This window comes from Halobacterium zhouii (assembly GCF_021249405.1).
In the GTDB taxonomy this organism is placed as follows: domain Archaea; phylum Halobacteriota; class Halobacteria; order Halobacteriales; family Halobacteriaceae; genus Halobacterium; species Halobacterium zhouii.
Genome location: NZ_CP089593.1, coordinates 880,129 through 905,596, shown reverse-complemented (window position 1 = coordinate 905,596; position 25,468 = coordinate 880,129). Strand labels below are relative to the sequence as shown.

25 protein-coding genes are annotated in these 25,468 nt (G+C 66.0%); 9 read left to right on the top strand and 16 right to left on the bottom strand.

Annotated features, from left to right (window positions below; genetic code table 11):
* Positions 1–38: 38 nt before the first annotated feature.
* Entirely contained in the window at positions 39–1,115 is a 1,077-nt protein-coding gene (gene aceA / locus LT970_RS04640) for an isocitrate lyase (RefSeq protein ID WP_232688296.1), read from the top strand.
* Positions 1,108–2,019 (top strand): HpcH/HpaI aldolase/citrate lyase family protein, encoded by a 912-nt coding sequence (locus tag LT970_RS04635; protein ID WP_232688295.1) that lies wholly within the window; start codon positions 1,108–1,110, stop codon positions 2,017–2,019. Before aceA ends, LT970_RS04635 begins: the two co-directional genes overlap by 8 nt.
* A gap of 39 nt (positions 2,020–2,058) precedes the next feature.
* On the opposite strand, the gene LT970_RS04630 is transcribed toward LT970_RS04635, so the two are convergent.
* Positions 2,059–3,420: an NAD-dependent succinate-semialdehyde dehydrogenase gene (locus LT970_RS04630; RefSeq protein WP_232688294.1), complete on the bottom strand. Its 1,362-nt coding sequence runs from the start codon at positions 3,418–3,420 to the stop codon at positions 2,059–2,061.
* Positions 3,421–3,614: 194 nt separating this feature from the next.
* On the opposite strand from LT970_RS04630, the gene LT970_RS04625 reads away from it, so the two are divergent.
* Positions 3,615–5,216, top strand: a complete 1,602-nt coding sequence (locus tag LT970_RS04625; protein ID WP_232688293.1) for an acetolactate synthase large subunit — start codon at positions 3,615–3,617, stop codon at positions 5,214–5,216.
* 489 nt (positions 5,217–5,705) lie between these two features.
* Here the strand turns inward: LT970_RS04625 and LT970_RS04620 are convergent, their stop codons facing one another.
* The 3 genes from LT970_RS04620 to LT970_RS04610 form a co-directional block, all read right to left on the bottom strand.
* Positions 5,706–6,452 carry a ribonuclease H-like domain-containing protein gene (locus LT970_RS04620; protein WP_232688292.1) on the bottom strand — a complete coding sequence of 249 codons (747 nt, stop codon included), beginning with the start codon at positions 6,450–6,452 and terminating at the stop codon, positions 5,706–5,708.
* 81 nt (positions 6,453–6,533) lie between these two features.
* Entirely contained in the window at positions 6,534–8,201 is a 1,668-nt protein-coding gene (locus LT970_RS04615) for a helix-turn-helix transcriptional regulator (RefSeq protein WP_232688291.1), read from the bottom strand.
* Between the two features lie 212 nt (positions 8,202–8,413).
* Positions 8,414–9,052, bottom strand: a complete 639-nt coding sequence (locus tag LT970_RS04610; RefSeq protein WP_232688290.1) for a DUF7344 domain-containing protein — start codon at positions 9,050–9,052, stop codon at positions 8,414–8,416.
* Between the two features lie 191 nt (positions 9,053–9,243).
* Here LT970_RS04610 and LT970_RS04605 point away from each other — a divergent pair, with 191 nt between their 5' ends.
* The gene (locus LT970_RS04605) at positions 9,244–9,561 is read left to right on the top strand and encodes an EthD family reductase (RefSeq protein WP_232688289.1); all 318 of its coding nucleotides are present in this window, start codon (positions 9,244–9,246) and stop codon (positions 9,559–9,561) included.
* A gap of 387 nt (positions 9,562–9,948) precedes the next feature.
* On the opposite strand, the gene paaE is transcribed toward LT970_RS04605, so the two are convergent.
* From paaE to LT970_RS04580, 5 genes are read right to left on the bottom strand one after another with little or no spacing between them, the layout of a single operon-like run.
* Positions 9,949–10,113 (bottom strand): 1,2-phenylacetyl-CoA epoxidase subunit PaaE, encoded by a 165-nt coding sequence (gene paaE / locus LT970_RS04600; RefSeq protein ID WP_232688288.1) that lies wholly within the window; start codon positions 10,111–10,113, stop codon positions 9,949–9,951.
* Positions 10,114–10,156: 43 nt separating this feature from the next.
* The gene (paaD, locus tag LT970_RS04595) at positions 10,157–10,597 is read right to left on the bottom strand and encodes a 1,2-phenylacetyl-CoA epoxidase subunit PaaD (protein WP_232688287.1); all 441 of its coding nucleotides are present in this window, start codon (positions 10,595–10,597) and stop codon (positions 10,157–10,159) included.
* Positions 10,594–11,412, bottom strand: coding sequence for a 1,2-phenylacetyl-CoA epoxidase subunit PaaC (paaC, locus tag LT970_RS04590; RefSeq protein WP_232688286.1), 819 nt, complete (start codon positions 11,410–11,412; stop codon positions 10,594–10,596). The genes paaD and paaC overlap by 4 nt, the downstream gene beginning before the upstream one ends.
* Positions 11,412–11,732 (bottom strand): 1,2-phenylacetyl-CoA epoxidase subunit PaaB, encoded by a 321-nt coding sequence (paaB, locus tag LT970_RS04585; protein WP_232688285.1) that lies wholly within the window; start codon positions 11,730–11,732, stop codon positions 11,412–11,414. Before paaB ends, paaC begins: the two co-directional genes overlap by 1 nt.
* A gap of 1 nt (position 11,733) precedes the next feature.
* A complete protein-coding gene (locus tag LT970_RS04580) occupies positions 11,734–12,672 on the bottom strand; it encodes a Phenylacetic acid catabolic protein (RefSeq protein WP_232688284.1) in 939 nt (312 codons plus the stop codon).
* An 82-nt stretch (positions 12,673–12,754) separates the two neighbouring features.
* Here LT970_RS04580 and LT970_RS04575 point away from each other — a divergent pair, with 82 nt between their 5' ends.
* Positions 12,755–13,390: a helix-turn-helix domain-containing protein gene (locus tag LT970_RS04575; RefSeq protein ID WP_232688283.1), complete on the top strand. Its 636-nt coding sequence runs from the start codon at positions 12,755–12,757 to the stop codon at positions 13,388–13,390.
* Between the two features lie 18 nt (positions 13,391–13,408).
* Here LT970_RS04575 and LT970_RS04570 read toward each other — a convergent pair whose 3' ends face one another.
* Positions 13,409–14,566: an outer membrane protein assembly factor BamB family protein gene (locus tag LT970_RS04570; protein ID WP_232688282.1), complete on the bottom strand. Its 1,158-nt coding sequence runs from the start codon at positions 14,564–14,566 to the stop codon at positions 13,409–13,411.
* A gap of 83 nt (positions 14,567–14,649) precedes the next feature.
* Here LT970_RS04570 and LT970_RS04565 point away from each other — a divergent pair, with 83 nt between their 5' ends.
* From LT970_RS04565 to LT970_RS04555, 3 genes are all read left to right on the top strand, one after another.
* Positions 14,650–15,417 (top strand): enoyl-CoA hydratase/isomerase family protein, encoded by a 768-nt coding sequence (locus LT970_RS04565; protein ID WP_232688281.1) that lies wholly within the window; start codon positions 14,650–14,652, stop codon positions 15,415–15,417.
* Between the two features lie 106 nt (positions 15,418–15,523).
* Positions 15,524–15,748 (top strand): DUF7972 family membrane protein, encoded by a 225-nt coding sequence (locus LT970_RS04560; protein WP_232688280.1) that lies wholly within the window; start codon positions 15,524–15,526, stop codon positions 15,746–15,748.
* A 103-nt stretch (positions 15,749–15,851) separates the two neighbouring features.
* On the top strand, positions 15,852–16,883 hold the full coding sequence (locus LT970_RS04555) for a DUF7972 family membrane protein (protein ID WP_232688279.1): 1,032 nt from the start codon (positions 15,852–15,854) through the stop codon (positions 16,881–16,883).
* Positions 16,884–17,001: 118 nt separating this feature from the next.
* Here LT970_RS04555 and LT970_RS04550 read toward each other — a convergent pair whose 3' ends face one another.
* The 5 genes from LT970_RS04550 to hutU form a co-directional block, all read right to left on the bottom strand.
* A complete protein-coding gene (locus tag LT970_RS04550) occupies positions 17,002–17,568 on the bottom strand; it encodes a GNAT family N-acetyltransferase (protein ID WP_232688278.1) in 567 nt (188 codons plus the stop codon).
* Between the two features lie 71 nt (positions 17,569–17,639).
* Positions 17,640–19,220 carry a histidine ammonia-lyase gene (gene hutH / locus LT970_RS04545; RefSeq protein ID WP_232688277.1) on the bottom strand — a complete coding sequence of 527 codons (1,581 nt, stop codon included), beginning with the start codon at positions 19,218–19,220 and terminating at the stop codon, positions 17,640–17,642.
* Positions 19,207–20,484, bottom strand: coding sequence for an imidazolonepropionase (gene hutI / locus LT970_RS04540; protein WP_232688276.1), 1,278 nt, complete (start codon positions 20,482–20,484; stop codon positions 19,207–19,209). Before hutI ends, hutH begins: the two co-directional genes overlap by 14 nt.
* A 17-nt stretch (positions 20,485–20,501) precedes the next feature.
* The gene (hutG, locus tag LT970_RS04535) at positions 20,502–21,419 is read right to left on the bottom strand and encodes a formimidoylglutamase (protein ID WP_232688275.1); all 918 of its coding nucleotides are present in this window, start codon (positions 21,417–21,419) and stop codon (positions 20,502–20,504) included.
* Positions 21,416–23,203, bottom strand: a complete 1,788-nt coding sequence (hutU, locus tag LT970_RS04530) for a urocanate hydratase (RefSeq protein ID WP_232688274.1) — start codon at positions 23,201–23,203, stop codon at positions 21,416–21,418. The genes hutG and hutU overlap by 4 nt, the downstream gene beginning before the upstream one ends.
* A gap of 86 nt (positions 23,204–23,289) precedes the next feature.
* On the opposite strand from hutU, the gene LT970_RS04525 reads away from it, so the two are divergent.
* Positions 23,290–23,934, top strand: coding sequence for a helix-turn-helix domain-containing protein (locus LT970_RS04525; protein ID WP_232688273.1), 645 nt, complete (start codon positions 23,290–23,292; stop codon positions 23,932–23,934).
* Here the strand turns inward: LT970_RS04525 and LT970_RS04520 are convergent.
* Complete coding sequence (locus LT970_RS04520) at positions 23,931–25,361, bottom strand: YjiH family protein (RefSeq protein WP_232688272.1); 1,431 nt, start codon at positions 25,359–25,361, stop codon at positions 23,931–23,933. The two genes, LT970_RS04525 and LT970_RS04520, sit on opposite strands and share 4 nt — an antisense overlap.
* Positions 25,362–25,468: the final 107 nt, after the last annotated feature.

The following is a 25,468-nucleotide window of genomic DNA, read 5'->3' as shown; positions in this document are numbered from 1 at the left end:
CCGCCAGTATCGGCACGCAAACGCCCGGCACAACCCCAATGACGACGCCAACCCACCCCGACCAGCGACGCATCGACAACCCGAACGCCCGCGAGTTCCGCGACCTGCTCGAGGACGACGACCCGTTCGTCTTCGCGCCCGGCATCTACCACGCCCTCGACGCCCGCCTCGCCCAGATGGCGGGCCACGACGCCGTCTACATGAGCGGCTACTCCACCGTCCTCGGCCAGTTCGGCTTCCCCGACCTGGAGATGGTGACGATGACCGAGATGGTCGAGAACGCGAAACGAATCGTCGAAGCCACCGACCTCCCCGTCGTCGCAGACTGCGACACCGGCTACGGCGGTACGCACAACGTTCGACGCGCCGTCCGCGAGTACGAGAAGGCGGGCGTCGCCGCCGTCCACATCGAGGACCAGACCAGCCCGAAGCGGTGTGGCCACATCGCCGGCAAGCAGATCGTCTCCCGAGAAGAGGCCGTCGCGCGCTACGAGGCCGCCGTCGACGCAAAACTCTGTGACGACACGGTCGTCATCGCGAGAACGGACGCCTACGGTTCCGCGAACGGCGACTGGGAGGAACACCTCGAGCGCGGTCGCCTCTACGCCGACGCCGGCGCGGATCTCGTGTGGCCCGAGATGCCCGATCCATCACGCGAAGACGCCGTCGAGTACGCCGAAACGTTCCACGAAACCCACCCCGACGTCCCGCTCGCGTTCAACTACTCGTCGTCGTTCGCGTGGAGCGAGGAAGAAGACCCGCTGACCTTCGAGGAGCTCGGTGACCTAGGCTACGAGTACATCTTCATCACGCTGTTCGGCCTGCACTCCGGCGCCCACAGCGTCTACGAGGACCTCGACCGACTCGCCGAGGAGGACGAACGCGCGCAGTTCGATCTCGAGGAGCGGTACCTCGGTCACGAGACCGAGTCCCACCACGAACTCTCGAACGTCCCGCACTTCCAGGCGGTAGAGGGCCGGTTCGACCCGGCGGCCCGCGAGCGGATCGAGAACTCCGAGGGGTTCACCGAGGACGAGGACCCCCTCGGCGAAGGCGAGCAGTCAGGCGAACCACGAGTCGAAGATGGTGACGAGGCGACTGTTACCGATGACTGACGTCACGCTCCGCCGCACCCAACTCGCCACGCCCGGTAGCGATCCCGAGATGGTGCGGAAGGCACCCGACTCGGGCGCCGACGAGGCGTTCCTCGACCTCGAGGACTCGGTCGCGCCGAACGAGAAGGCCGACGCCCGCGAAACCGTCGTTGCGGGTCTGCAGGACGGCGACTGGTCGGAGACGCGCCCGTGCTTCCGGATGAACGGCGTGGACACGCGCTGGTGGTACGACGACGTCATCGACGTCGTCGGGCGCGCTGGCGACAGCCTGGACACCATCATGGTTCCCATGGTCCACGACGCCGCGACACTCCGGACCGTGGACAACTTGCTCACGCAGGTCGAGGGAAACAGCGGTCTCCCCACGGGCGGTATCGGACTGCAGGCACAGATCGAGAGCGCGAAAGGCATGTCGAACGCGCCCGAGATTGCCGGCGCGAGCGACCGCCTCGAGTCGCTCGTGTTCGGCCCCGGCGACTACACTGCGAGCGTCGGCGCGGCGGGCCTCACCATCGGGTCCGGCGAGGGGTACCCCGGCCACTACTGGGGCTACCAACTCGCTCGACTCGCGCACGCCGCGAAGGCCGAGGGCCTACAGGTCATCGACGGTCCGTACGCCGACATCGAGGACACCGACGGGTTCCGGGATTCGTGCCGTCACGCGAGCCTGCTCGGCTGTGACGGCAAGTGGGCGATCCACCCGAGCCAGATTCCCGTCGCCAACGACGTGTTCGCGCCAGACGAGGACGCGGTCGACCGCGCCACCCGTATCGTGGACGCGTACGAGCAGGCCCAGGCAAGCGGCGCGGGCGCGGTGTCCGTCGACGGCGAGATGGTCGACGAGGCGACGAACAAGATGGCCCAGGGGGTGATAGCGCGCGCCGACGCCGCTGGCCGGCTGTAGGCGAGGTAACTCACCCCATCGTTCTCCGCCAAACCGGCGTCACTCGACGTGGACAGTCTTCCGGTTGACGAACTCCCGGATGCCGTGTTCGGAGAGTTCGCGACCGTACCCGGAGGCTTTGATGCCGCCGAACGGGAGTCGCGGGTCGGAGCCGACGTAGGAGTTGACGAACACGGAGCCTGCACGGAGTTCGTCGGCGAGTCGGTCGGCGCGTTCGCGGTCCTCCGTCCAGAGGTTCGCGCCGAGGCCGTACTTCGTGTCGTTCGCGATCTCCACGGCGTGGTCCTCGTCGCGGGCCCTGAACACGGCGGCGGCGGGACCGAACACTTCCTCGGTCGCGGCCCGCGAGTCCCGCGGGACGTCCGTGAGCACGGTCGGCGGGTAGTATGGACCGTCCCAATCGAGTGGTTCACCACCAGTCTGGACCGTCGCTCCGTCCTCGACGGACTGGCGGACCTGCTCGTGCATGTCCTCCAGCAGGTCCTCGCGGGCCTGCGGGCCGACGTCGGTGTCGGCGTCCTTCGGGTCGCCGACCTCGAAGTCGTCCATCTCGTCGACGAACGCGTCCACGAACTCGTCGTAGACGTCCGCGTGGACGATGAACCGCTTCGCGGCGATGCACGACTGCCCCGAGTTCTGGACGCGCGCCCACGCCCCGGTCTCTGCGGCCTGCTGCACGTCGGCGTCGTCGAGCACGACGAACGGGTCACTCCCGCCGAGTTCCAGGACCGTCTTCTTGAGTTCGTTGCCCGCGGTTTCGCCGACCGAGCGACCCGCGCGCTCGCTCCCGGTGAGCGTCGCGGCGACGACGCGGTCGTCCCGAATCACGTCCTCCACGAGATCAGAGCCGATGAGCAGCGACTGGAAGGCGTCCTCCGGGAAGCCGGCCTCCTCGAACACCTCCTCGATGGCGAGCGCACACCCCGGGACGTTCGAGGCGTGCTTCAGGAGGCCGACGTTCCCCGCCGCGAGGTTCGGCGCGGCGAAGCGGAACACCTGCCAGAACGGGAAGTTCCACGGCATCACCGCGAGCACGGGACCGAGCGGTTCGTAGCGAACTTCCGCTCGCTCCCCGGCGTCGCTGGCCATCCGCTCGGTCTGGAGTTGTTCCGGGGCGTGTTCGGCGTAGTACTCGCACACCCACGCGCACTTTTCGACCTCGCTACGGGCCTGGTCGATGGGCTTCCCCATCTCCTCGGTCATCAGTTCGGCGTACGTTTCGGTCTTCTCGCGGAGGACGTCCGCGGCGTCGTCGAGCAGGTCACAGCGCTCCTCTACGTTTCGGTCAGCCCACGACTCGAAGGCGTTCGTCGCGGCCCCGAGCGCGGCGTCCACGTCGTCGCCGTCGTGGTCCTCGTAGTTCGCCAGTTCCTCGCCCGTAGCGGGGTTCACACTTCTCATACGTCGACTGACGGGCGCCTGCTCAATGAACGTACGGGCGGCGAAACCCGAACGGCGTCTCGTGACCGTGAATGCGTGGGTCGCCGTCCCGATGGACGGAGACGTAACTGCAGATGCGGTGGGCCGCCGTCTCGACGGCCGGAGACGAGTATCTGGTCCAAACCCATTTCCGGAGGTCGGCCGTCCACTCGAACATGAACACCGCGGAGTGTCTGGTCGCGAGCCTCGAGGCCGAGGGCGTAGAGCGCGTATTCGGTCTGCCGGGCGAGGAGACCGAGGATATGCTGTTCGCGCTCCGTGACAGCGACGTCGAGTACGTTCCCGTTCGACACGAGCAGGGCGCTGCGTTCATGGCGAACGTCCACGGGCGACTGACTGGCGACGCCGGCGTCTGCCTCTCGACGCTCGGGCCGGGCGCGACGAACCTCCTGACGGGGGTCGCTGACGCGTTCCTCGACAGGGCGCCGCTCGTCGCTATCACGGGGCAGACGGACCGCGAGGCGCTCCACCGAGAGAGCCACCAGACCCTCGACATCGTGTCGATGTTCGACGCGGTGACGAAGTGGAACGCGCAGGTTGGCGACCCGGAGACCGTCCACGAGTCCGCGCGGAAGGCGTTCAAGGTCGCGGAGTACGAGAAACCGGGACCGACGCACATCGAACTGCCGGAGGACGTCGCGGGCGTGGAGACCAGCGTCCGTCCGCTACCCCAGCGCGAGCGCGTGCGGCGCCCGAACCCCGACCGGGAATCTGCTCGCGAACTGGCGAGCATGGTCGCGTCCGCGGAGCGTCCGCTCGTCATCGCGGGGAACGGCGCGGTTCGGACCGACGCGAGTGACGCGCTGTGTTCGTTCGTGGAGGCGACGAACGCGCCCGTGGCGAGCACGTTCATGGGAAAGGGCGCACTCCCGGACGACGACGAGCGCTCGCTGTTCACGCTCGACTCGGGCACACACGGCGAGGCGAAGCAGGCCATCTCGCGGGCGGACCTCGTGGTCACCGTCGGTTTCGACATCGCGGAGCACGACCCCGCAGCGTGGAACCTCGAGGACACGAGGCTGGTCCACGTCGACAGCATCCCCGCGGAGGTGTACGAGCAGTACGACCCCGACCTGGAGGTCGTTGCGGACGTGGGGGCGACGCTGCGTGCGGTGAACGAGGAAATCAGGGACGGCGACAGTGACGGCGGTACGGGTGCGGTCACGGACGACGACTGGTACGCCGACTTGCGCGAGCACATCGTCTCGGACGCGCTCGCGCCGCCGGACGAGGAATCGTTCTCGGTGCGGGGTGCCCTTCCGACCCTCCGGGACGTGCTCGCCGACGAGGACGTTCTGGTCTCGGACGTGGGCAGCCACAAGATGGCCATCGCGCGCCACTACCCGGCGTACGCGCCGAACACCTGCGTCATCTCGAACGGCCTCGCGTCGATGGGCATCGCCGTTCCGGGCGCACTCGGCGCGGACCTCGCCGTCGACGCGAACGTCGTCGCGGCCACCGGCGACGGCGGGTTCCTGATGAACGCCGCGGAACTCGAGACCGCGAGCCGACTCGACTGCTCGTTCACGGTGCTCGTGTTCCGGGACGACGACTACGGCCTCATCTCCGAGCAGCAAGTGGAGAACCGCGGGACGCACTTCGGCACGGGCATCGGCAACCCGGACTTCGTCGCGTTCGCCGAGAGTTTCGGCGTGGACGCCGTCCGTCCGGAGTCCTGGGAGGAACTGGAGGACGCACTCGAGGACGCGGTCGCGTCGGACTCACTGACGCTGGTGGAAGTGCCGCTCGGGGAATGACTGGGAAACCGCCATTTCCGCTTCGAACGCAGAGTAACTGGTAAAACTCCGGGCTTTGAACGGAACGTATGACCGGAGTGACGAGACGGAGCGTAGTTCGTTCGTCTGGCGTTCTCCTCGGTGGACTTCCCGGCGGTTGCCTCTCGGGTCGAACTGAATCGAGTTCGCTCCAACTCTGGGTCGTGAACCACACCGACGACCAGCACACGGTCGACGCAGTTCTTCGAGACGAAGACGAGACAGTGATGGTCGACGCCACGTACTCGATTTCCGCTCGTCACCCAGAGGAACCGCCCACAGTGACGAAGTTGGACGGTCTGGGCCCAGTTCCGCTTGCCTCTGTACTGCACCTCTCCGCCAGTCTCGACGGCGGAGTCACGCGGTACTACGATTACGAGATGTCGTGTGACCCAAACGCAGAGATCCAGAACCGAATAATCGTCCGGATACAGGACCGAGAACTAGATATCGGCGGCAACGAGTGCTGACTCAGAGGTGGCACGCGAACACGTCGTCGTGCAATCGCGTAGACACGGTGTCGAGGAGCGTTTCGAGGTTCTGGGCGTCGTAGCGGTTGTACTCCACGAGGCGGTCGAGGGCGGCCTCGTCGCCGCGCTCGTACTGGTGCCAGAGGCGGACCGCCTCGCGGCCGTCGACGTCCATTCCGCCGCGGTCGATGCCGAGGTCCCGCTCGACGGCCTTCAGACCGCCCGAGAGGTCGAGGCGCTTGCAGAGGTACATGAGGTCGAGGTGCGGGGCGTCCAGGCCGCAGTCGAAGTTGTGCTCGAGGAACGGCGCGTCGAAGCGCTTCCCGTTGAACGAGACGAGCAGCGAGGCGTCGAGGACGTCCGCGAGGCGTTCGCTCGTGAGGTCGTCGCCCCGCACGAGCGTCGTCGTATCACCGTCGCGGTGGACGCTCACCGTCGTCACGTCGCCCGTTCGCTTGTCGAGTCCCGTCGTCTCGATGTCGAAAAACGCGACGTCGCCGGCGACGTTCTCGTACAGCCGCCAGAGCGCGTTGTTCGGCAGCATGTCGCCGAAGAAGCGCGTGTCGCCGTCGTCGAGGGCGGTTCGAGCGTCCGCGATGAAGCGCCGGACGTTCTCGGCGGTGGCGTCCCCGATGCCGCGTCCGGTGCCGTCGAAGTCGTCCCAGTGCGTGACGCCGTCCTGCCAGAGGCGGCGTTCAGTCGTCTCGCCGACCCCGCGGGCGGCGATGAAGGAGTTCTGGACGCGCATAGGTGGGAGTGGTCGTCGGTGAATAAAATCTCGACGGAACGCGCTCGCGTCCCAGCGCGTCGGGTTCGGTCCGGTCGTTCGTCACTCGTCGTCGAGCGCCGACCGCACCGCGTCCGGTTCCTCGCCCGGCAGGACGATGACGTTCTCGCGCCCGAGACTGATCTTCCGGATCTCGTCGTCGTCTTCCATCTGGGAGAGCAGGCGACTCACCTTCGACTTCGACCACCCGGTCTCCTGGACGATGTCCTGCTGCCGGCAGTTCCCGCCCGCGGCTTCGACGAATCTCTGTACGCGGTCGGTGTCCGTGAGGAACGCCTCGTTCGGGAGGTCCGAATCGGTGTTGCCGGTGGACTGTCCACGCTGCGAGCGGTCGAGGCTCGCGCTGGCCTGACCGTCAGTTGGTCCACTGCCGCCGGAACTCGTCGCTTCACTCGCTTCACCTCCGAACTGACCGCCGGTGTTCGTGCCAGTGGACCGAGCACCCCCGGCGTCGGTTCGCCCGCCTGGCCTTGAGGACGAGAGCGCAGTCGAGTTGCTGCTCTCGTCCGCTACCGTCACGGTCGGCAGGCGAACGCGGCGTCCGCCAACCTCCCGATACCGACGGCCGACCCGCCAGCCCGCTCGGTAGAGTTGCGTTACCACGACCGCGCCAGCGGCCACGACCACCACGACGTACCCCCAGGGCGAGAACAGGCTTCCGGGGTCCGTTCCGATGTCGAGTTCGAGTTCGTCGGACAGCAGGTCGCCGTCGCTGTCCGCGCCCGCGAGCCGCGGGTTCGTCCCGAGCTGGCGGACCTCGCGGCTGTCAGAGACGCCGTCACCGTCAGTGTCCGCGTCCAGCGGGTTCGTGTCGTACTGCGTGTGTTCGACGCCGTCGGTGAGTCCGTCGTCGTCCGTGTCGGGGTCGGCCGGGTCCGTCCCGAGTTCGAGTTCCGTCGCGTCGTCGAGACTGTCGGCGTCGGTGGCGGCCGCACTCGGCGAGGAGTTGAGTTCGTGGACTTCGCGCCCGTCTGAGAGGCTATCGCCGTCGCTGTCGGCGTCGAGCGGGTCCGTGGCGTACTTGTTGATCTCCGCGTCGTCCGAGAGCCCGTCGCCGTCGGTATCGTCGAGCGACGCGTTCGTGCCGTAGTTCACCTCGACGGCGTCCCGAACGCCGTCGCCGTCTGTGTCCTTCGCGAGCGGCGACGACCCCGCACTGTGCACCTCCTGACCGTCCCAGAGTCCGTCACCGTCGGTGTCCTGAGCGGATATCCGGGTGCCGAGTTCGACCTCGCGCTGGTTCGTCAACTGGTCGCCGTCGAAGTGACCGTCCTTCGATATCACCGTGACCGAGGCGTTCGTCTCACTCACGACGGTGTCGCTGAGCGCCTTCCGTAGCGTGGCCTCTAGGGGGAGCGAACTGCCGGCCACGGACTCCGGCCACCCGGAGACGGGGACCGACACCGTGGTGGTGGTGTTGCTCTCGAGTCGCTTGTGTGTACATCCGAGTTTCCGTTCTCCGGTCTCGAGCGACGGGGCGCGCACGCACACTTCGTGGTTGGGGTCGGAGATCTGGCCGGTCGTCACGGTGACCTCGACTGTCGCGTTCTCGCTCTGCCAGACGAACGTCGTGTTCCCCTCGACGGCAACGAAGCCCATTCCCCCGAACTCGACCGCTTCGATGGTCGTCTCGCCGGGGGCACCGACCGCCGACCCGGCCGTGACGAGGAGAAGACACGCGAGCAGGACGCCGACTGGTCGTGAGTGCATGACAGTGAGTGAGCGTCGGGAGGAACCCTCCCGGGTTCAGTTCGCTTAGGTTCAACCGGCCGACTAAGATAGTTCTTTTGCTATCGTTACTACCAGAATTAATTTATATTAAATAATATGTTACGTTTAGATGGCCACTGGCACACGAGTTACGACCCATTAACCGAATATCTCGTACAGTCTATATACCAATACATCTGCCACGTTTTCGGTCACTCGTCGTCCAGAGCAGAGTGAGCAAGAGCCTGCCAGAGGGAGACTGCGACGAACAGACAGACGACAAGCGCGCTCGCGACAACGTCGGGGACAGACGCAAACACGGACACGTCCAGGGTCACACCGCCGAACAGGCCAGCACCCACGCCGGCGGCGACGAGCGACCATCGTGAACGATTCGACCTCTCGCTCCTGTCGGTGGTCAGAGTGCTCTCGGAGTCGGTCGTCGACGGCCAGAGGTGGCGTTCGAGTTGGGCAGCCGCCGGTCTACGCTCCACGAACCCGCGGTCCTGCTCGTAGTCTAGAACGCCCTCTGCGTCGAGTTTCGGCAGGTGGTTCTGGTACAACGGCACGTACACGCGCTGGCGCTGCTTCGAGGAGAGCGCGTCGACGGACGTGCCGTGTTCTGCCGCCGCGATGGCCTCGGCGACGTCCCGCATCCGAACCCGGTCAGTCGCGGCGTTCTCGAGGTACCGGAGCACCCCACGGCGGCGCTGGTTCTGGAGCAGGTGGAACACCTGGTCGCGGGAGAGCGCCTCGTTCTCCGGTCGTTCTCCGTCTGCCTCACTGCCGTGTGCGTCCGTGTTCGGCGTTGCCAGTGCGTCGGGACGGGGTGAGGGGTCTTTGACGGACATCTACCCGAACCATACCAGAGCGATATAATAAAACGAGAACTCCGTCCCAGGTTGTTCCGACTGTCCCATGCCGTTGGAAACGCTTCCGAGGATTGCTAACGGTTAATTTCGGCGACGTGAACAGTTTCGAACTGTTCGCGTTCCGACCGCCGACCGGTAGAACGATGTCTGGCGAGCGAACACCCAGGAGCATGGTCAAGATGGTGCAGTTGCTCGTCCGCGCAGAGGAGTACACGCACGAAGAGTTCGTGGAGCGGTGGCGGGGCGACCACGCAGAACTCGCGAAAGAACTCCCCGGTCTCCAGAAGTACACCACTGCGGTCCCGAGCGACCCCGAGCGAGCAAACCACGACGGCGTCGTGGAACTCTACTTCGATGACATGGCCGCACTCGAGGCCGCGTTCGATTCGGACGTTGGGGAGACAGTGATGGCCGACGCCGCGGAGTTCGTCGACCTCGACGCTGCGCCGACGCTGTACCTCGAGGAGACAATCGAATTCGAGGCGTAAACACTCCTCTCGAGCAGATCCGTCGCTACGACCGAGTCGCCACTACAGGTGATACGTCGGTCAGATACCAGTCGTCTTCAGAAACGGCGCCGGGAGGCGCCGTGTCGGTGTCAGAGGCACGTCCACCGATGGACGCGTTACGCGTCATCGGCGAACATCAGTACTGTGTACGCGAACACCCCTGAATCTAACCCTTTACTAGTAATGCTCGGACGGGGAAATCGACGTATCTGTTCATCGATGTCGGACTCCGGCCACCAGAACCTACCGAACACACATACTGTAGTGAGGGTGTTCAATCGGACTGTATCGAGATGTGACGGCAAGTACACAATTGTGTAGAGACAAATACTCGTTCAGTTCTCCGGAACAGACACTGGTTCGAGCTCACTCGAACCGCTCGAAGGGCTGCTCGCACGACCTACAGAAGTGAATCGAGCGACAGAGCCCCGGCCCCTTCGGGTGCTCGCGCTCCGTCTCCGTTGACCCGCAGTACGGGCAGTCGGCGGGCCCGTCCTCGCTGGTCGTCGTGCTCGGATCGAACCCCCTCATGTGCTCGAATCCCTCCTCCTCGATGCGGTCGGTCGAACCCCAGTCATACGCTCAGTCCGAACTCTCTCAGTTGGTCTTTCCCTCGCTCGGTCACCATGTCTACGGACCACGGCGGCGAGTACTTGATAGAGACGTCCGCCTCGTGCACGCCGCTGGCCGTCAACGCCGCACACCGAACGTCGTTCGTGAGCATGTCCTTGGCCGGACAACCGGTGTACGTCAACGTCATCTCCACCTCGGCGCGCTCACCCTCGACGTCGACGTCGTAGATGAGTCCCAGGTCCACGATGGACACCGGCATCTCGGGGTCCTCGACCTCCGAGAGGGCGTCCCAGACCTCGGCCTCCGTGCCCGTCGCTCCCTCCCCCGTCTTCGGGTACTCCGCGGGGGCGTCACCCGACTCGTAGTCAGTGTACGCACACGCCGCTGACTCCGACCCCGATGCGTCGGTCCCCGGCGACGACCCGGTCGGCGGCGAACTCACTCGCCTTCACCCCGCAAGCGGACCGGATTCTCGAAGTCGAGTTCCCGGTAGGTCGCCGTGAACGCCTCGTAGAGGTCGACCCACGCGTCCGTGTGCGAGCCGTCTCGCCCGACCACATCTGGGCGGCCGGTGTCGTCCGGGTCGGGGACGTCCAGGTCGAGGGACTCCAGATACGACACCACCTCGTCCAGCCAGTCCTCGCGCAGCTCGTCGAGAGACCGCGTGCGGACCCCGGTTTCGACGATGTCGTCCTCGTGAGCCCCGGCTTCGAACAGCGTCAACGCGTACGGGAACAGGCGGTCGAGGGCGTCCTGCACACGTTCGTGGGACTCCCCGCTGCCAGTCATGCGGTCGAGCCACGACTGGGCGTGCTCGCGGTGGTACTCCTCCTCCTCTACGACCTTCGGGACGCGCTCCGCGATGGGGCCGTACGAGGAGTCGGCGAGCGCGTCGAGACGCAGGCGCTCTGCGACGTCGTAGAGGTAACTCCGCACGATGGTGTCCGCCCAGTCGCCCTCGGGCGTCTCCAGTTCGACGAGCGGACTGTGGACGAAGTCCGCAGGGTCGCGCTCCCAGAGGAGGTCGCGTTCCTCGTAACCGAACTCATCCTGAAGTAGGTCGTACCAGAGGCGCGCGTGACCGAACTCGTCCTGTGCGATGTTCGCGAGCGCGAGGTCCGACTCCACGGTCGGCGCGTAGATCTGCCACTCCGTGTAGCGCTCCGCGAGCACGAACTCGTCGTCCGCGAGTCGACGGAGTTCGGCCTCCACAGCGTCTTGCTGGACCGCCGTCTGGTCGGTGGTCGCGTCCGCCATCAGACCTCACCCCGCTTTTCGGCGGCCTCCTCCTGTTCGGCCTCGCTCTCGGCGACCTCCTCGGCGAAGCTCGCGTCGATGTCGTTGTACGTGATCGCCCACCGGTAGGCTTTGTCCGTCGTCCCGCCGAACGACGTGTCGTCGGCGTCCACCTCGCCGATCTCCTCGCGCGGCGCGACCCACAGCGAGTTCGTCTGCATCCGTCGGCCGTGCTGTATCTGCGCGAACATCAGCGCCATCTCGCGGTCGGGCGCGTGGACGTTCCCGCAGTGCTCGTGCTTGTCGCCGGGTTCCTCCTGTCGGAACACTTCCCAGATCATCTTAGTCGGCGGCCTGCGGGCTTCCCGCAGCACCTGATTCCCAGTCGTTCATCGATTCGCGCACCCACGCGACGGCCTCCTGCCGCTGTCGCCGGGAGCCGATCTGTTCCTCGCTTCCCTCGTAGTCGTTCTTCGCGATGGTCCAGAACTCGTCCCAGTCGAGGTCGTCCTCGCGGACCGCCATCGTGCCGTCGTCGCGCTCGAAGATGCGCGGATACTCCGGAATCTCGAGCCCGTACTTCTCGGCCTTCGGGACGTACATGTTCAGGAAGGAGTTCCGGAGTTCGTCGTTCGAGACGGTCTTCAGGCCGACCTGCTGGGCGAAGTCGTCGTGGACGCTCTCGTCGTTCGTCGGGCCGAAGAACTGGAGGATTCGGGGCCACCACTTCTCGAAGGTCTCCTGCGTGCGCTCCTGGTTCGCCTTCGAGGAGGTCATCAGTTCGCGGAGAATGTCCTCGCCGTGCTTGACGTGGAACCCCTCCTCGAAACACACTTTGTCCATGGCGTGGGCGTAGGGCTCCCAGCTCGTGGATTTGAGCGTGGCCTGCCGCCGCATCGCACCGCCGTCGACGAAGAAGTCGATCATCGGCGCCTCGTACCACGAGTCGACGGGGTAGTGAAAGCAGTTGAGGAACTTCCCGGTGCCCTCCTCGAGTTCGGTCCACATCTGCTCGCGGCTCTTCACACCGAGCGTCTCGGCGGCCCGGTAGAGCAGTTGGGCGTGCCCGATTTCGTCCTGGACCTTCGCCGTGTTGGCGAGTTTCCGGTCCAGAGAGGGAGCCATTCTGGTGAACTGTTTGTCGAGGTAACCGCCCATCACCTCGCTGTTCGCGTGGAACTGGATCATGCGCGTCGCGGCCTTCCGGTACTCCTCCGGGAGGTCGTCACTCGGGCTGAACTCCCGGGGGCCCGCGCGCTCTTTCGTCTGGTCTACGTCCATGTTGAATCGTGAGGGATACACCGAAGTAGTCGTTGACCCGTCTATACGCGGGGTTGAAGTATGGAGGCGGCGTACACCGCGTATGATCGAGGAGTGTCTCGCCGTCGAGTTCAGCGTCAGCGGCGACGACTGCCCCCTCGCGGAGGCCACGCGCACCACTGGAACGAGCGCCGACGCCCAGCCGCCACAGCTCCGCGAGGATGGCTACGCGCTCGTCCACTTCTCGTCGGCGAACGGCGACGCGCTCGCGGACGCCCTCGACGGCGACGACCGCGTCCGCTACCTCCACGTCGCTCGCAGTGACGGCCGGTACAACTACCGCTGCCTCTCCAAGCACCCGTGTGTCGTCCACGAACTCGTGAGCGCCGGCTTCCTCGTGGACGGCCTCCACTACGACGCCGGCGACGCGCGGTACACGGGTGCCGTCGTCGGCCACGACGTTCTCAAGGGCGTCCTCGACACCGCGGGCGACACCGTCGGCGTCACGCTCGAACGGGTTTTCCCGCTCGCGGGCGAGGACGACGCCCCCGTCGCGGACCGCTGGGGCGTCACGCCCGCGCAGGCCGACGCCCTCCTTACGGCCCGCGAGATGGGCTACTTCGAAGTGCCGCGAGGGGCGGACGCGACCGACGTCGCCGACGAACTCGGCGTCTCGAAGTCCGCGTTCCTCGAACGACTGCGCCGTGGGCAGAATCGACTCCTCGGAGAAGCGCTGTAAGCCGACTGGAACCGCCGGCTACGCCGGGTCCACGGCAGCGAGCGTGCGGCCGTCGTGGACGTACACCCGGTCGCCGACGACCATCGGCTGACTGGTGCCGACGCCGTCGTCAGTCTGCACCTCGACGCGCCACCGCTCGTCACCCGACGCACTGTCCAGTGCGACGAGCGTTCCGTTCGTCTGCATCACGTACGCCGTTTCGCCGCCAACTGCGACGCCGCGGGGCGAGTCGAGCGTCGTCGTCCACCGTTCGTCGCCACTCTCCGAGTCGAGTCCGACGACGGTACTACCGAATGCCCAGACGAGAGTCTCGTCGCCGAGCGCCGGGTTGACGACGCCGGAGAGGCCACAGTCCACGTCTGTCCTGTGCGTCCACGCCGACTCCCCGGAAGCAGGGTCGAACACGACGAGACGCTCGCGGTCACCGCAGGCAGCGGTGTACACGAGGCCGTCACCGACGACGGGGTAGCTAGCGGACGTCCCCGGCAGTTCGATTCGGGACGCGACGTCGCCGTCCCGGAGCGCCAGCAGACCATCGTTACCCCGGACGTAGAGCGCGTCTTCGCCCGCGGCGAGCGCGTGGCCCGTTTCGGTCTGAATCGTCTGCACGCGCTCCCGTGAGTCGAGGTCGAACGCGACGACGCCACGACCGGGCTGAACCGCGTACAGCGTCCCGTCGACGACGGTGGGCGAGGCGTACACTCCGTCACCACCGACGTTCCACTGCTCCTCACCAGACGTCGGGTCGACCACCGTGATTCCGTTTTCGTCGTTCGGGACGTAGAGCGAGCCGGCCGCGAACGTCGGCGTGTTCGCCAACGACCAGCCGTCTGTCTTCCATCGCTGTGAGCCGTCGGCCGCCGCGTACGCCACAACGGTCCCCTCCTGTGCGTGGAAGACGGTGTTCCCGGCGACGACTGAGCCGTAGATCGCCATGTCGCCGACGTCCGCCGTCCACGCCACAGAACCGCCGTCTTCCGGGCCGGTGCCTGCGTTCGCGCGACCACGCCGCCCCGGCCCGCCGCCGAACTGCCGCCACGAGGGGCCGTCGAACGACGGGGGTTGGGGCGTCGCCGCACCGCCGTCGTCTCGGCCAGAGAGAACACCAGTACACCCCGCAAGTCCAGTCACGGCCGCCGTACCGAGAGCGGCGAGTGCGTCGCGTCGTCCTACCATCCCGCTGAGATGCCGAACTCGGGCAGTTGAGTGTTCCGGAGTTCGGCGATAGAGGTAACTTCCCCGACCAGAAACGCCGCTCCATGCACACCGAAACCACCGACGGCGTCCTGCGCGTCACCTTCGACCGGCCCGAGGTCAAGAACGCATTCACGACCGACCTCGCCGCCGAGCTCGCGGACACCATCGAGTCAGCCGACCCGGACACCCACGACGCGATTCTCCTCACCGGTGAAGGCGACGCGTTCAGCGCGGGCGGCGACATCCAGTCGATGGCCGAACGCGAGGAGGACGTTCGCGAGGCCTACGAGCGCGTGGAGGAGACGTTCGGCAGACTCGCCGAGGCCGCGATGGACTCACGCGTGCCCATCGTCGCGCGAGTGAACGGCGACGCCGTCGGCGCGGGTCTGGCCGTCGTTGCGCTCTCGGACTTCGCGTACGCCGTCCCCGACGCCCGGTTCTCGTGTGCGTTCGTCAGGGTGGGCCTCGTCCCGGATACCGGCGGGAGCTTCCTGCTACCGCGACTCGTCGGCCTCCGGGAGGCCAAGCGCCTCGCGTTCACCGCGAAGTTCGTGGACGCGTCGGAAGCAGCCGAACTGGGTCTCGTGAACGAGAGCATTCCCGAGGACGAACTGGACGACGCCGTCGAGGACCTGCTCGACACGCTCCGGGCGCGACCGACGCGCACCATCGGCGTCATTCGGCAGGCGCTTCACGACAACCTCGGGCGGGAGTGGGGGGACGCACTGGACCACGAGAATCTGCTCCAGAGTCAGGCCTACGACACGGAGGAACACGAGGAGGGAGTGGCAGCGTTCCTCGAAGGACGGGAGCCGGAGTTCCAGTCGTAGCAGTAGTTGCTAGCGAGGGTTCTTCGGTCCAGCCCGCGAACACTTCAAGACACTCTACGTTCAGTGAGAGATCATCAATATTTCACGCGGAGTGCTGTACGGGGCGATGCCGACCCTCGCACTCGCCGGTTATATGATACTCGAGTTCGACGCTGCGAAAGTCACCGGCGCAGTGTTCGGGGTCAGCACTGTCCACCTCATCGTCAGCGCCCTTTACGTACTCACGCTCATACCGTTCGCCGTATTGTTCGCCTACCTTCTTCGCGTACTCACGGTTATGAAGCGGACGCCCTCGATGGGCCGTTCATCCTCGGAGAGACCGAGCAGTTAGTAGGGATTCGTAACGAGAGTCAAGCGAAATACAAGCGGAAACATGATCCGAGACAAGGGTGCAGTAGCACGATTATTTCCCATAACACCCTGTAGTAGTCACTGTGTCTGAATCAGAGAACACCTCGCCGGTGGGTCCGGTGACCGGCCGCCTGATTCGGTGGATACTGCTTACCGGTGATCGATTCCGAATCACCGCCGCTATCACCGGGTTGGTTTTCGCCATTTTTCTTCTGTTCGGGTTCGCCGGATTCATTTCGCTATCCGTCTCGGAACGGGCTGTCTGGTTTCTCAGCGGGACGATGAGCGGTCTCCTCACGCTCATCGCCATCTCCGTTGGTCTCAATCAGATCGTTCTCTCGCAGGAATTGGGCTCGCTCGATGATCTGTACGACCGGACGAAGGAAACGTTCGATGTCCATCAGCAGATCGGGGACACCACGAACGTCGCCGTGAGTTCACCACAGGCGTCGGGGTTTTTCCTGCAATTTTCAAACGCCATCAACGACCGAGCGGGGGAGCTCGAAGCAGCGGGTGAGAAAGCCACCAACGAACAACTGCAAGAGGAGATCAGAGACTACACCGAAACACTCACCGAGCAGACCGACAACATCAGCGCCGATCTCGAAGACCTCGGTTTCGAGCTGACCGATACACTGATCGTCCTGCTTGATTATCACGATTCGTGGCAACTCCACACGGCGCGTCGTCTCGGTGCCACGTACGAAGACGAGCTTTCGGAGACCGCGACTGAGGCGCTCGACGAATTAGAGGATCTCTTCTTGGAGCTCGACGCCGCGCGCGATTATATCAAATCGTTGTGGATACAGCGAGAACTCGCAGAGCTGTCGCGAATGATGCTGTACACCGGACTTCCGGCGGTCATCGTCACCGCACTCGGCATCTTTATCGCCCCAGAAATACCCGGTTTCACGATTGCACGCCCGATCATTGTCGTCCTCCTCAGCGCGACCATCGCTGTCTCGCTCGTACCGCTTTCAGTCCTTCTCGCGTACGTCGTGCGTATTGCACTCATCGCCCAGCGAACGGCAGCGTTCGGCCCCTTCATCCCGAAAGACGAACAGCAGCGAATCAGCGGTCAGGTCACGACGGAATCACAGAAATCGGACGAGTAATGCCCGTGAGATGTGAACAGCGAGCACTACAGTGGCTCAGAGTCGGCAGGTACGTCCACTGTATCAAGCGGCTGTTTCGACCTCGACTCTGGATGAAGAACCGCATTGGTGACTCCTGTTAGAGGTGCGTCTCCATGATGTAGATGGCGTCGGGGTCACCGAACGCTCCGCGGACCGCCTCGACGCGCTCGGGGTCGTGGCCGCCCGGCGCGACGTAGAATTTCTGCGTCCCGTCGTCCATCCGCTCCCGGAGAATCTCGAACCCCAGGTCGCGGTGGTCCTCGGAGACATCGTCCGGGTGGAGGCGGACGAGGATGCTCTCCGGTTCGTAGCCGTTCGCGAGGTAGAACTCGTCGACGTAGCCGCCCGCAGAGCCGAGGCTCACGCGCTCGTAGCCGAGGTCCACGGCGGCGGCTTCGAACGCGTCGAGGAGTCGGGAGCCTATTCCCTGCCGGGTGTGGGAGTCGTCCACGGCGATGCCGGCGAGTTCGACCGAGGCGTCGTCCCGTTCCCGGCCAGCCGCGAACCCCACGAGGTCGCCGTCGTCGTACGCGCCGACGAACAGTTCGGGGTGGTCGTCGTACCACTCGCGGACAGTAGCTTCGTCGCGGTCGCCGACGCGCTCGCAGAGCAGTCGGTAGACGGCGTCGAAATCCGCAGGCGGCACGCGGCGTACGTCGACCATGTTCGAGAACGGTGGACAGTCGACCAAGTGCCTTCCGGGGGTACGCGGACAAATCCAGCGCGGCCGGCGAGCTACTCCAGTGGCTTCCCGAGCGCGTGCTCGACCGCTTCGTCCACGAGTCCCTCCCGAACGAGGTCCGCGATGGCGTCCATCTCCGCCGAAAGCGATCGGTCCTGCTCGACCGGCGGCGACACGTCCCGAACCAGGTCGTACACCGCTCGCGTGCCGGCGGCGTGGTCGAGGTCGTCGTCGAGGAACTCGCTGGCCTGCGCGCCACAGAGCAACTCGACGCCGACCACGCTCGCGGTCTTCGCGGCGGCCTCGCGGAACCCGTACGCGGACCCCGCGCTCATGCTGACGTGGTCTTCCTGTCCGCCCGAGACGGGCGTGTTGTCGGTCGCGGGGGTGCCAAGCGAGCGCAGGTCGTTGACGAGCGACGCGGCAGTGTACTGGGGAATCATCAGCCCCGAGTGGAGGCCGCTCTCGGGCGCGAGGAACGGCGGCAGGTATTCCTCTTGGATGTTCGGGTTGAGCATGCGGTCGGTGCGGCGCTCGCTGATGGCGGCGAGTTCGGTGAGCGCACTCGTGGCGTAGTCGAGGCGGAGCGCGAGCGGTTCGCCGTGGAAGTTCCCGCCCGACAGCACCGCGGCGTTCTCTGTGCCGCTGGCGCGTGGGTCTGCGCTCTCCGCGTCGAAGACCAGCGGGTTGTCCGTCGCGCTGTTCAACTCCGTCTCCACGGCCTCGCGGAGATGTGTGAGCGCGTCGCGGACCGCGCCGTGGACCTGGGGCAGACAGCGAATCGAGTACGCGTCCTGCACGCGGTCGCAGTTCCGGTGAGACTCCACGATTCCCGAATCCTCGGTGAGCGCGTTGACGTTCCGCGCGCTCGCCGCCTGCCCGTCGTGCGGGCGAACGCGGTGGATAGACGGGTCGCAGTTCGCGGTCGTGGACATCGTCACCTCCGTCGTGAGCGCACCGGCGGCGTCGGCGGCGCGGAGCGCGCGTTCGCCGTCGAGAAGCGCGAGCGCCGCCATCCCGGTCGTCAACTGGGTGCCGTTGATGAGCGCGAGTCCCTCCTTCGGCACGAGCGTCACGGGTTCGAGACCAGCGCGCGAGAGCGCCTCGTCGCCCGGCAATCGCTCACCTCCGACGTCGGCCGCTCCCTCCCCCAGCAGCACGAGGCTCATGTGCGCCAGCGGTGCGAGGTCGCCGCTCGCGCCGAGGCTCCCCCGGGACCTGACAACCGGGTGGACGCCCTCGTTCAGCAGGTCTCGGAGCAGGTCCACGACAGTCTCCCGAATCCCCGAGTATCCCTTGACGAGTGCGTTGAGGCGAGTGAGGACGAGTGCTCGAACTTCCTCACGTTCGAGTTCGCGGCCCTGGCCCGCCGCGTGACTCCGGATCAAGTTCGTCTGCAGGGCTTCGAGGTCCTCGCGAGAAATCTGCTGGTCGACCAACTGGCCGAACCCGGTGTTCACGCCGTACACCGCTTCGCCGGAGTCCAGCACGTCCTCGACGCGCTCGCGGGACCGCCGCACGTCCTCGCGGGCATCCTCGGCAATTTCGACTGGTACGTCCCGGCGTGCGACCGCTTCGACGCCTTCGGGCGTCAGCGTCTGGCCATCGACGACGACCGCCTCAGTCACGTACATCACCTCCGTCGGCGACAGTGTCCTCGTCCGCGACGGCGCCGCCGCGTGCGACGACCGCTCCGTCCTTGAGCACGGTGTCGACGCTGTTCACGCCGAAATTGTACGGAACGTGGACGTGGCTCGGGCCGTCTACGATCGCGAGGTCTGCGGAAGAACCTTCGACGAGCGTGCCGGTGCCGTCGTCGCGGTCGAGTGCGAGCGCGGCGTTGCGCGTCGCCCCGAGGAGTGCGTCCGCTGGGGCCATCCGCATGCCGTTGCACGCGAGCGCGACGGCGAATCCCATGCTCTGACTGTAGCAGTTCGGGTTCAGGTCCGTTGCGAGCGCGACCGGCGCCCCTGCGTTCTGGAACTGCTGTGGGTCCGCGTAGGACTCCCCCAGCGAGAACGCGGTTCCCGGAAGCAGAACGGGCACGACGCCAGCATCCGCCATGGCCTCGGCGTCCTCGCTCGTTGCGTGCAGGAGGTGGTCAGCGCTCACTGCGTCGAGGTCGGCGGCGAGTTGGGCGCTTCCGAGTCGCGTGAACTCCTCGGCGTGAATCTTGGGCGTGAGACCGTACTCCTCACCGGCCTCCAGAATCCGTCGGGACTGCTCGACGGTGAACACGCCCTCCTCGCAAAACACGTCGCAGAACTCCGCGACGCCGCGGTCCGCCGCCGCGGGCAACTGCTCCTCGACAACCTCGTCGACGTAGTCCTCGGTCTCGCGGCCGTCAGGCACGGCGTGCGCGCCCATGAACGTCGCCACCACGTCGACCGGGTGGTCGTCCGCCGCCTGCGCGATGGCGTCGAGCATCCGGAGTTCGGTCTCCGTGTCGAGTCCGTAGCCCGTTTTCACCTCGGCAGTCGTCGTGCCGTGTGCGAGCATCAGGTCGAGTTGGCGCGTGAGGTTCGCGACGAGTTCCTCGTCGCTGGCCTCCCGGACGGCCTCGACCGTCCGGAGGATGCCGCCGCCCTCCTCGAGAATCTCCTGGTAGGGCTTCCCGCGGAGTTTCGCGGCGAACTCGTCCGATCGGTCGCCGGCGAACAGGGCGTGGGTGTGGGGGTCGACGAATCCCGGAATCACTGTCTTCCCGGACGCGTCGACCGTCGTTTTGGCGGTGTCGAACGGATATTCGCGGCGCACGTCCTCGGTCGGCCCGACCATCGCGACGTCACCATCGACGACGGCGATTGCGGCGCTCTCGTACGTCCGGAGCGTTTCGTCGGCGGCGGGGCCGACGACCAGTTCTGCTGCGTCGTGAACGACTGTCTGGAGCGTGCTCATCGTAGATTGTGGGAAGGTCACTCGCTGTACCCCGCGAGGAAGTGGGCAATCGTTCGCGCGGCGGCCGCGACAGTCCGTCCGTTCGAGTCGAGTGGCGGTGCGGTCTCGACTATCTCGAAGCCGACGACCCTGTCGTCACCGGCGAGGTGGCGCACCAGCCGGAACAGTTCTCTGGGCTGAAGACCACCCGGCGTCGGTGCGCTCGACCCCGGATACGCGGCGTCGAGAACGTCGATGTCCACGCTCACGTACAGCTGGTCGACGTCGTCCAGCACCGCCGTCGCGTCAGCGAGTGCACCGTCTGGGTCTCGGCCGACCGACTCCGCGGTGACGACCGTCCCGCCCTGCTCGTCGAGGTAGTCCGCGTACGCAGTCGACGTTTCGAAGTCGCGCGCGCCGACGACGGCGAGCGAGTCGAGTCCCGCTTCGAACAACTGGCGGTACGGCGTCCCGCTCGAGGGGTCACCGCGGACTTCCCGGCAGTCGAGGTGCGCGTCGAAGCTGACGACGCCGAGCGTCCCGCGCTCGAGGAGCGGGCTGGCGTTCGCGTACGACAGCGAGTTGTCGCCGCCGACGAACACCGGCAGCGCGCCGAGGTCGTGAACACGCTCCGCGACCTCCTGAAACATCGACTGTGCGTCGGACACACTGTCGGCGTCCGCGGCCCCCGCCACGTTGCCGAGGTCGCCGACCGACGTGACCGGGCCCTCGTCGAAGTGGTGGGTTTTCAGACCGGCGAGCGACTCCCGGATTTCGTCCGGGCCCTCGGCGGCGCCTTTCCGGCCGATGACGGCGCCGTCGTACGGTTCGCCGACGAGCACCGCGTCGTAGTCCGACGCAGTTTCGAGCACGGCTTCCTCCACCTGGTCACCGAACTGGTCGTCGTTCGGGTCGGCGGACGTGCCCGTCCACTCGGGCGCCGGTGTCAGATTCATCGGTTCTCCGCCCCCGTGTCTCGGTTCGACTCCGCCATCGGGACGGTGACGCCCGACTCCGCGGCCTCCTCGATAGCTTCCTCGTAGCCCGCGTCGGCGTGCCGAATCACGCCCATTCCGGGGTCCGTCGTGAACACGCGTCGGGCCTTCTCCGCCGCGAGGTCGCTCCCGTCGAGGACCACGTGGTTGTTCGCGTGCAGCGCGTTCCCGATGCCGACGCCGCCGCCGTCGTGGACACTCACGATGTCCGCGCCCGCCGCGCAGTTCAGCAGTGCGTTCAGAATCGGCCAGTCTGCGACGGCGTCCGAGCCGTCCTTCATCGCTTCCGTCTCTCGGTTCGGACTGGCGACCGACCCGGCGTCGAGGTGGTCGCGGGTGACGACCACGGGCGCGCCGATTTCGCCTTCTGCGACGAGTTCGTTGATGCGGAGCGCGAAGCGGGCGCGCTCGGTGAGCGCGTCTTCATCGTCTCCCGCGTGGTAGCCGAGCCAGCACACCCGAGAGGGGAGGCCCTGGAACTGCACCTGTTCCTGCGCGAGGTCGATCCAGCGATGGAGCGCCTCTTTCTCCGGGAACAGTTCCTTCACGGCCTCGTCCGTCCGGTGGATGTCGTCGGGGTCACCGGAGAGCGCGACCCAGCGGAAGGGACCCTTCCCGCGGCAGAACAGCGGACGGATGAACGCCGGAACGAACCCCGGGTAGTCGAAGGCGTCGTGGGTCTCGCCCGCTGTCGTCGTGACGTCGCCGCGGTGGTCCTGCACCTGCCCGCGGATGTTGTTGCCGTACTCGAACGCGACCGCGCCCTCGTCCTGCAGGCCGAGGATGCCAGCGACGTGGCGCTCCATCGTGTCGAGGCTCTCCTCGACGTACGTCTCGGGGTCCTCCTCGCGGAGTTCGTCGGCTTCCTGGACAGTGTACCCGCTCGGGTAGTAACCCTCGAGTTCGTCGTGTGCGCTCGTCTGGTCCGTCACCACGTCCGGCACGAACCCACGCTCCAGCATCCCCTCTAGCATGTCCGCGGCGTTGACGTGGACGCCGATGGAGTACGGTTCACCGGCCTCGGCGGCCTCCTTTGCCTTCCGGATGGCCTCGTCCAGGTCGTCGGTTTTCTCCATGCAGTAGCCGGTCTCGATGCGCCGGTCGATGCGGTCCTCGTCGACCTCGGCAGCGATGCAGACGCCGTGGTTCATCGTCACCGCGAGCGGTTGCGCGCCGCCCATCCCGCCGAGACCGCCGGTGGAGACGATCTTCCCGCGCAAGCCGTCGTTCTCCGGGTAGTGCTGTTCGGCGAGTTCTGCCAGCGTCTCGAACGTGCCCTGAATGATGCCCTGCGTGCCGATGTACGCCCACGACCCCGCGGTCATCTGGCCGTACATGATGAGGCCCTCCGCTTCGAGTTCGTGGAAGTGCTCCCAGTTGTCCCACTTCCCGACGAGATTCGAGTTCGCGATGAGTACCCGGGGCGCCTGCTCGTGCGTCTCGAAGACTCCCACGGGTTTGCCCGACTGTACGAGCAGCGTCTCCTCGCCGCCCAGTTCCCGGAGTTGCTCGAGGATGCCGTCGTACGCGTCCCACGAGCGTGCCGCGCGCCCCGTGCCACCGTACACGACGAGGTCCTCGGGTTTCTCCGCCACCTCTGGGTCGAGGTTGTTGTTGAGCATGCGGAGCGCGGCCTCCTGTCGCCACCCCTCGCACTCGATGTCGGTGCCCGTGGGCGCACCCTGATAATCGCGCCACTGCGCTGATGGCTCGCCCACCTCGAAGTCGGCTTCGGTGTCGTCCATACTCCTCCTTCGTCGCGAACCACAAAGGAAGGTAGGCCAGCGTACGGAGGAGTGTTTATAAGTTAGCGAGGGGGAGATGCCGGGGAATGCACGAGGCGACGCTCCGCATCGAAGACCACGGGCCGTATGCAGCCAGCACCAGAGACGCCGACACCCGCATCGAACTGTGGTGTAACGATCACTGCGACCTCCTGCACGTCACAGGGTCCAGCGACCGCGCGCTCGACCGCGTGGAGGACGCGGTCGGCATCCGGGACGGGCTCGCAGAGGGGGACGACCGCGTCGTCATCACCGGCGACTGCCTGCAGCGCCACGAGGAGACCGTCGAGCAGTATCTCGAACGGCACAATTGCCTACTGTTGCCGCCACTCACGTACGCGAACGGCGCGAAACACTGCCGAGTACTTGCTCTCGATCCAGCGAACCTCACAGCCGTCTATCGGGACCTCGCGGCCGACCACGACGTCACGGTGGCAGAGAAACACGAGTTCACGACGCTCACTCGCGACGCCCCCATTCTCTCACTGGACGGCGTAGTGCCGTCACTGACGGCGCGCCAGCGTGACGTGTTGCGGGCTGCACACCGCGCGGGCTACTACCGAATTCCCCGAGAGACGACGACCGAGGAACTCGCGGAGACGTTCGGACTGGACCGCCGCACCGTCGAAGAGCACTTGCGGCGCGCCGAGAACAAAATCCTCGGTGCGCTCGTCGACCACGGCGTGGTTTAGAGCAGGCCGAGCGCGGCGACGACGTGGGTCATCCCGGCGATGACGGGGACGAGGATGATGGTCCGCATCACGAACAGGAGCACGAGGTCGCGGAACCTGATGGGGACGTCGCTGAACATGTCCATCGCCATCGGGCCGACGCTGGAGAAGAAGATGAGCTGGGAGACCGACAGCACCGCGACGAAGAATTTGGCCTTCACAGCCGCCCCGGTGACGAGCAGTACGGGCACGTACATCTCCGTGATGCCGACAATGGTGGCGGGTGCGACTGTCTCCGCGTTCGGAATGCCGAGCGCGCGAACGACCGGGACGAGTGGCGCACCGAGGTAGTCGAATACCGGCGTGTGCGCGGAGAGCAGCGTCGCCGCGAGACCGACCGCGAGGATGGTGCCGAGGATGAGGCTCGTGAGTTTCAGGCCGTCTACGAACCCGCGCCACGCTGCCTCGAGGAACGTCTCGCCCTCTTCGGCCTTCTCGACGGCCTCACTGACGGCGAACCGAAGGTAATCGAATCCGGACCCCTCGAAGGGGTGTTCGGGGTCGGGTTCGTCGATGTACTCCTTCGGCACGTCACTGATGGGCGGAATTCGGACGAGGATGACGCCGCAGATACCGACACAGAGGAAGTACGCCAGGAAGATGATGGGGAACAACTCGAGCATGTTCAGGGTCGCGGCGACGACGCCGACGAACCCGATGCTCACCGTGGAGAAACACGTCGCGATGGTGAACACGTCACGCTTGTGGTAGCCGCCGCGCTCGAAGACGTTCCGGGTGACGTACAGGCCGACGCTGTACGACCCGACCCAGGACGCGAGGCTGTCGAGCGCGGCACGCCCGGGGAGGTTGAACAGTGGGCGCATGAGTGGTCGAGCGAGCGTGCCGACGAACTCCAGGCCGCCGAGTTCCACGAAGATGGTGATGAAGACGGCGCCGATGGGGATGATGACGCCGACGCTGTAGACGAGCGTCGACCACATGAACTGGCCGGTGCTGGCGGTGTGAAGCCAGCCCGGACCGAGTTTGAAGAACATCACGGGTGCGAGCAGCAGGCCGGCGATGCGGAGGGCCCAGAACGCCACGGAACTCTCCCAGTACGAGAAGTCGACACCGACGTCGAGGACGTCCCTGGTGTCGAGTTCGGCGAGCGTCGTGAGGAGACCACCGGCGACGATGATTGCCAGCGCGTAGACGCCGACGGCGTTCGGGAACGATGCCGTGATCCTGCTGACGACGATGTCGAACGGTACCGTGATCTCGCCCTGCCAGGGCACCGGCAACAGGAAGAAGAACGCGCCGATGCCGAACGCGACGACGAACTTCAGTACGTGTCTGGCGTCGAACTCGCTCAACTCGACTTCGTCGAGTGTGCGCGCTTCCGGTTCTACGTCTACCGTCCGCGTCGGTTGCTCTGACTGCGTGCTCATACCATGCCATTGTTTACCATGTACGTTATAGCAAGTGCCCCCGAACGCTGGTGTGTTTAAGTGAAAACCACTGAAATTGAATCAGATGAATCCACAAAGGAGCCCTC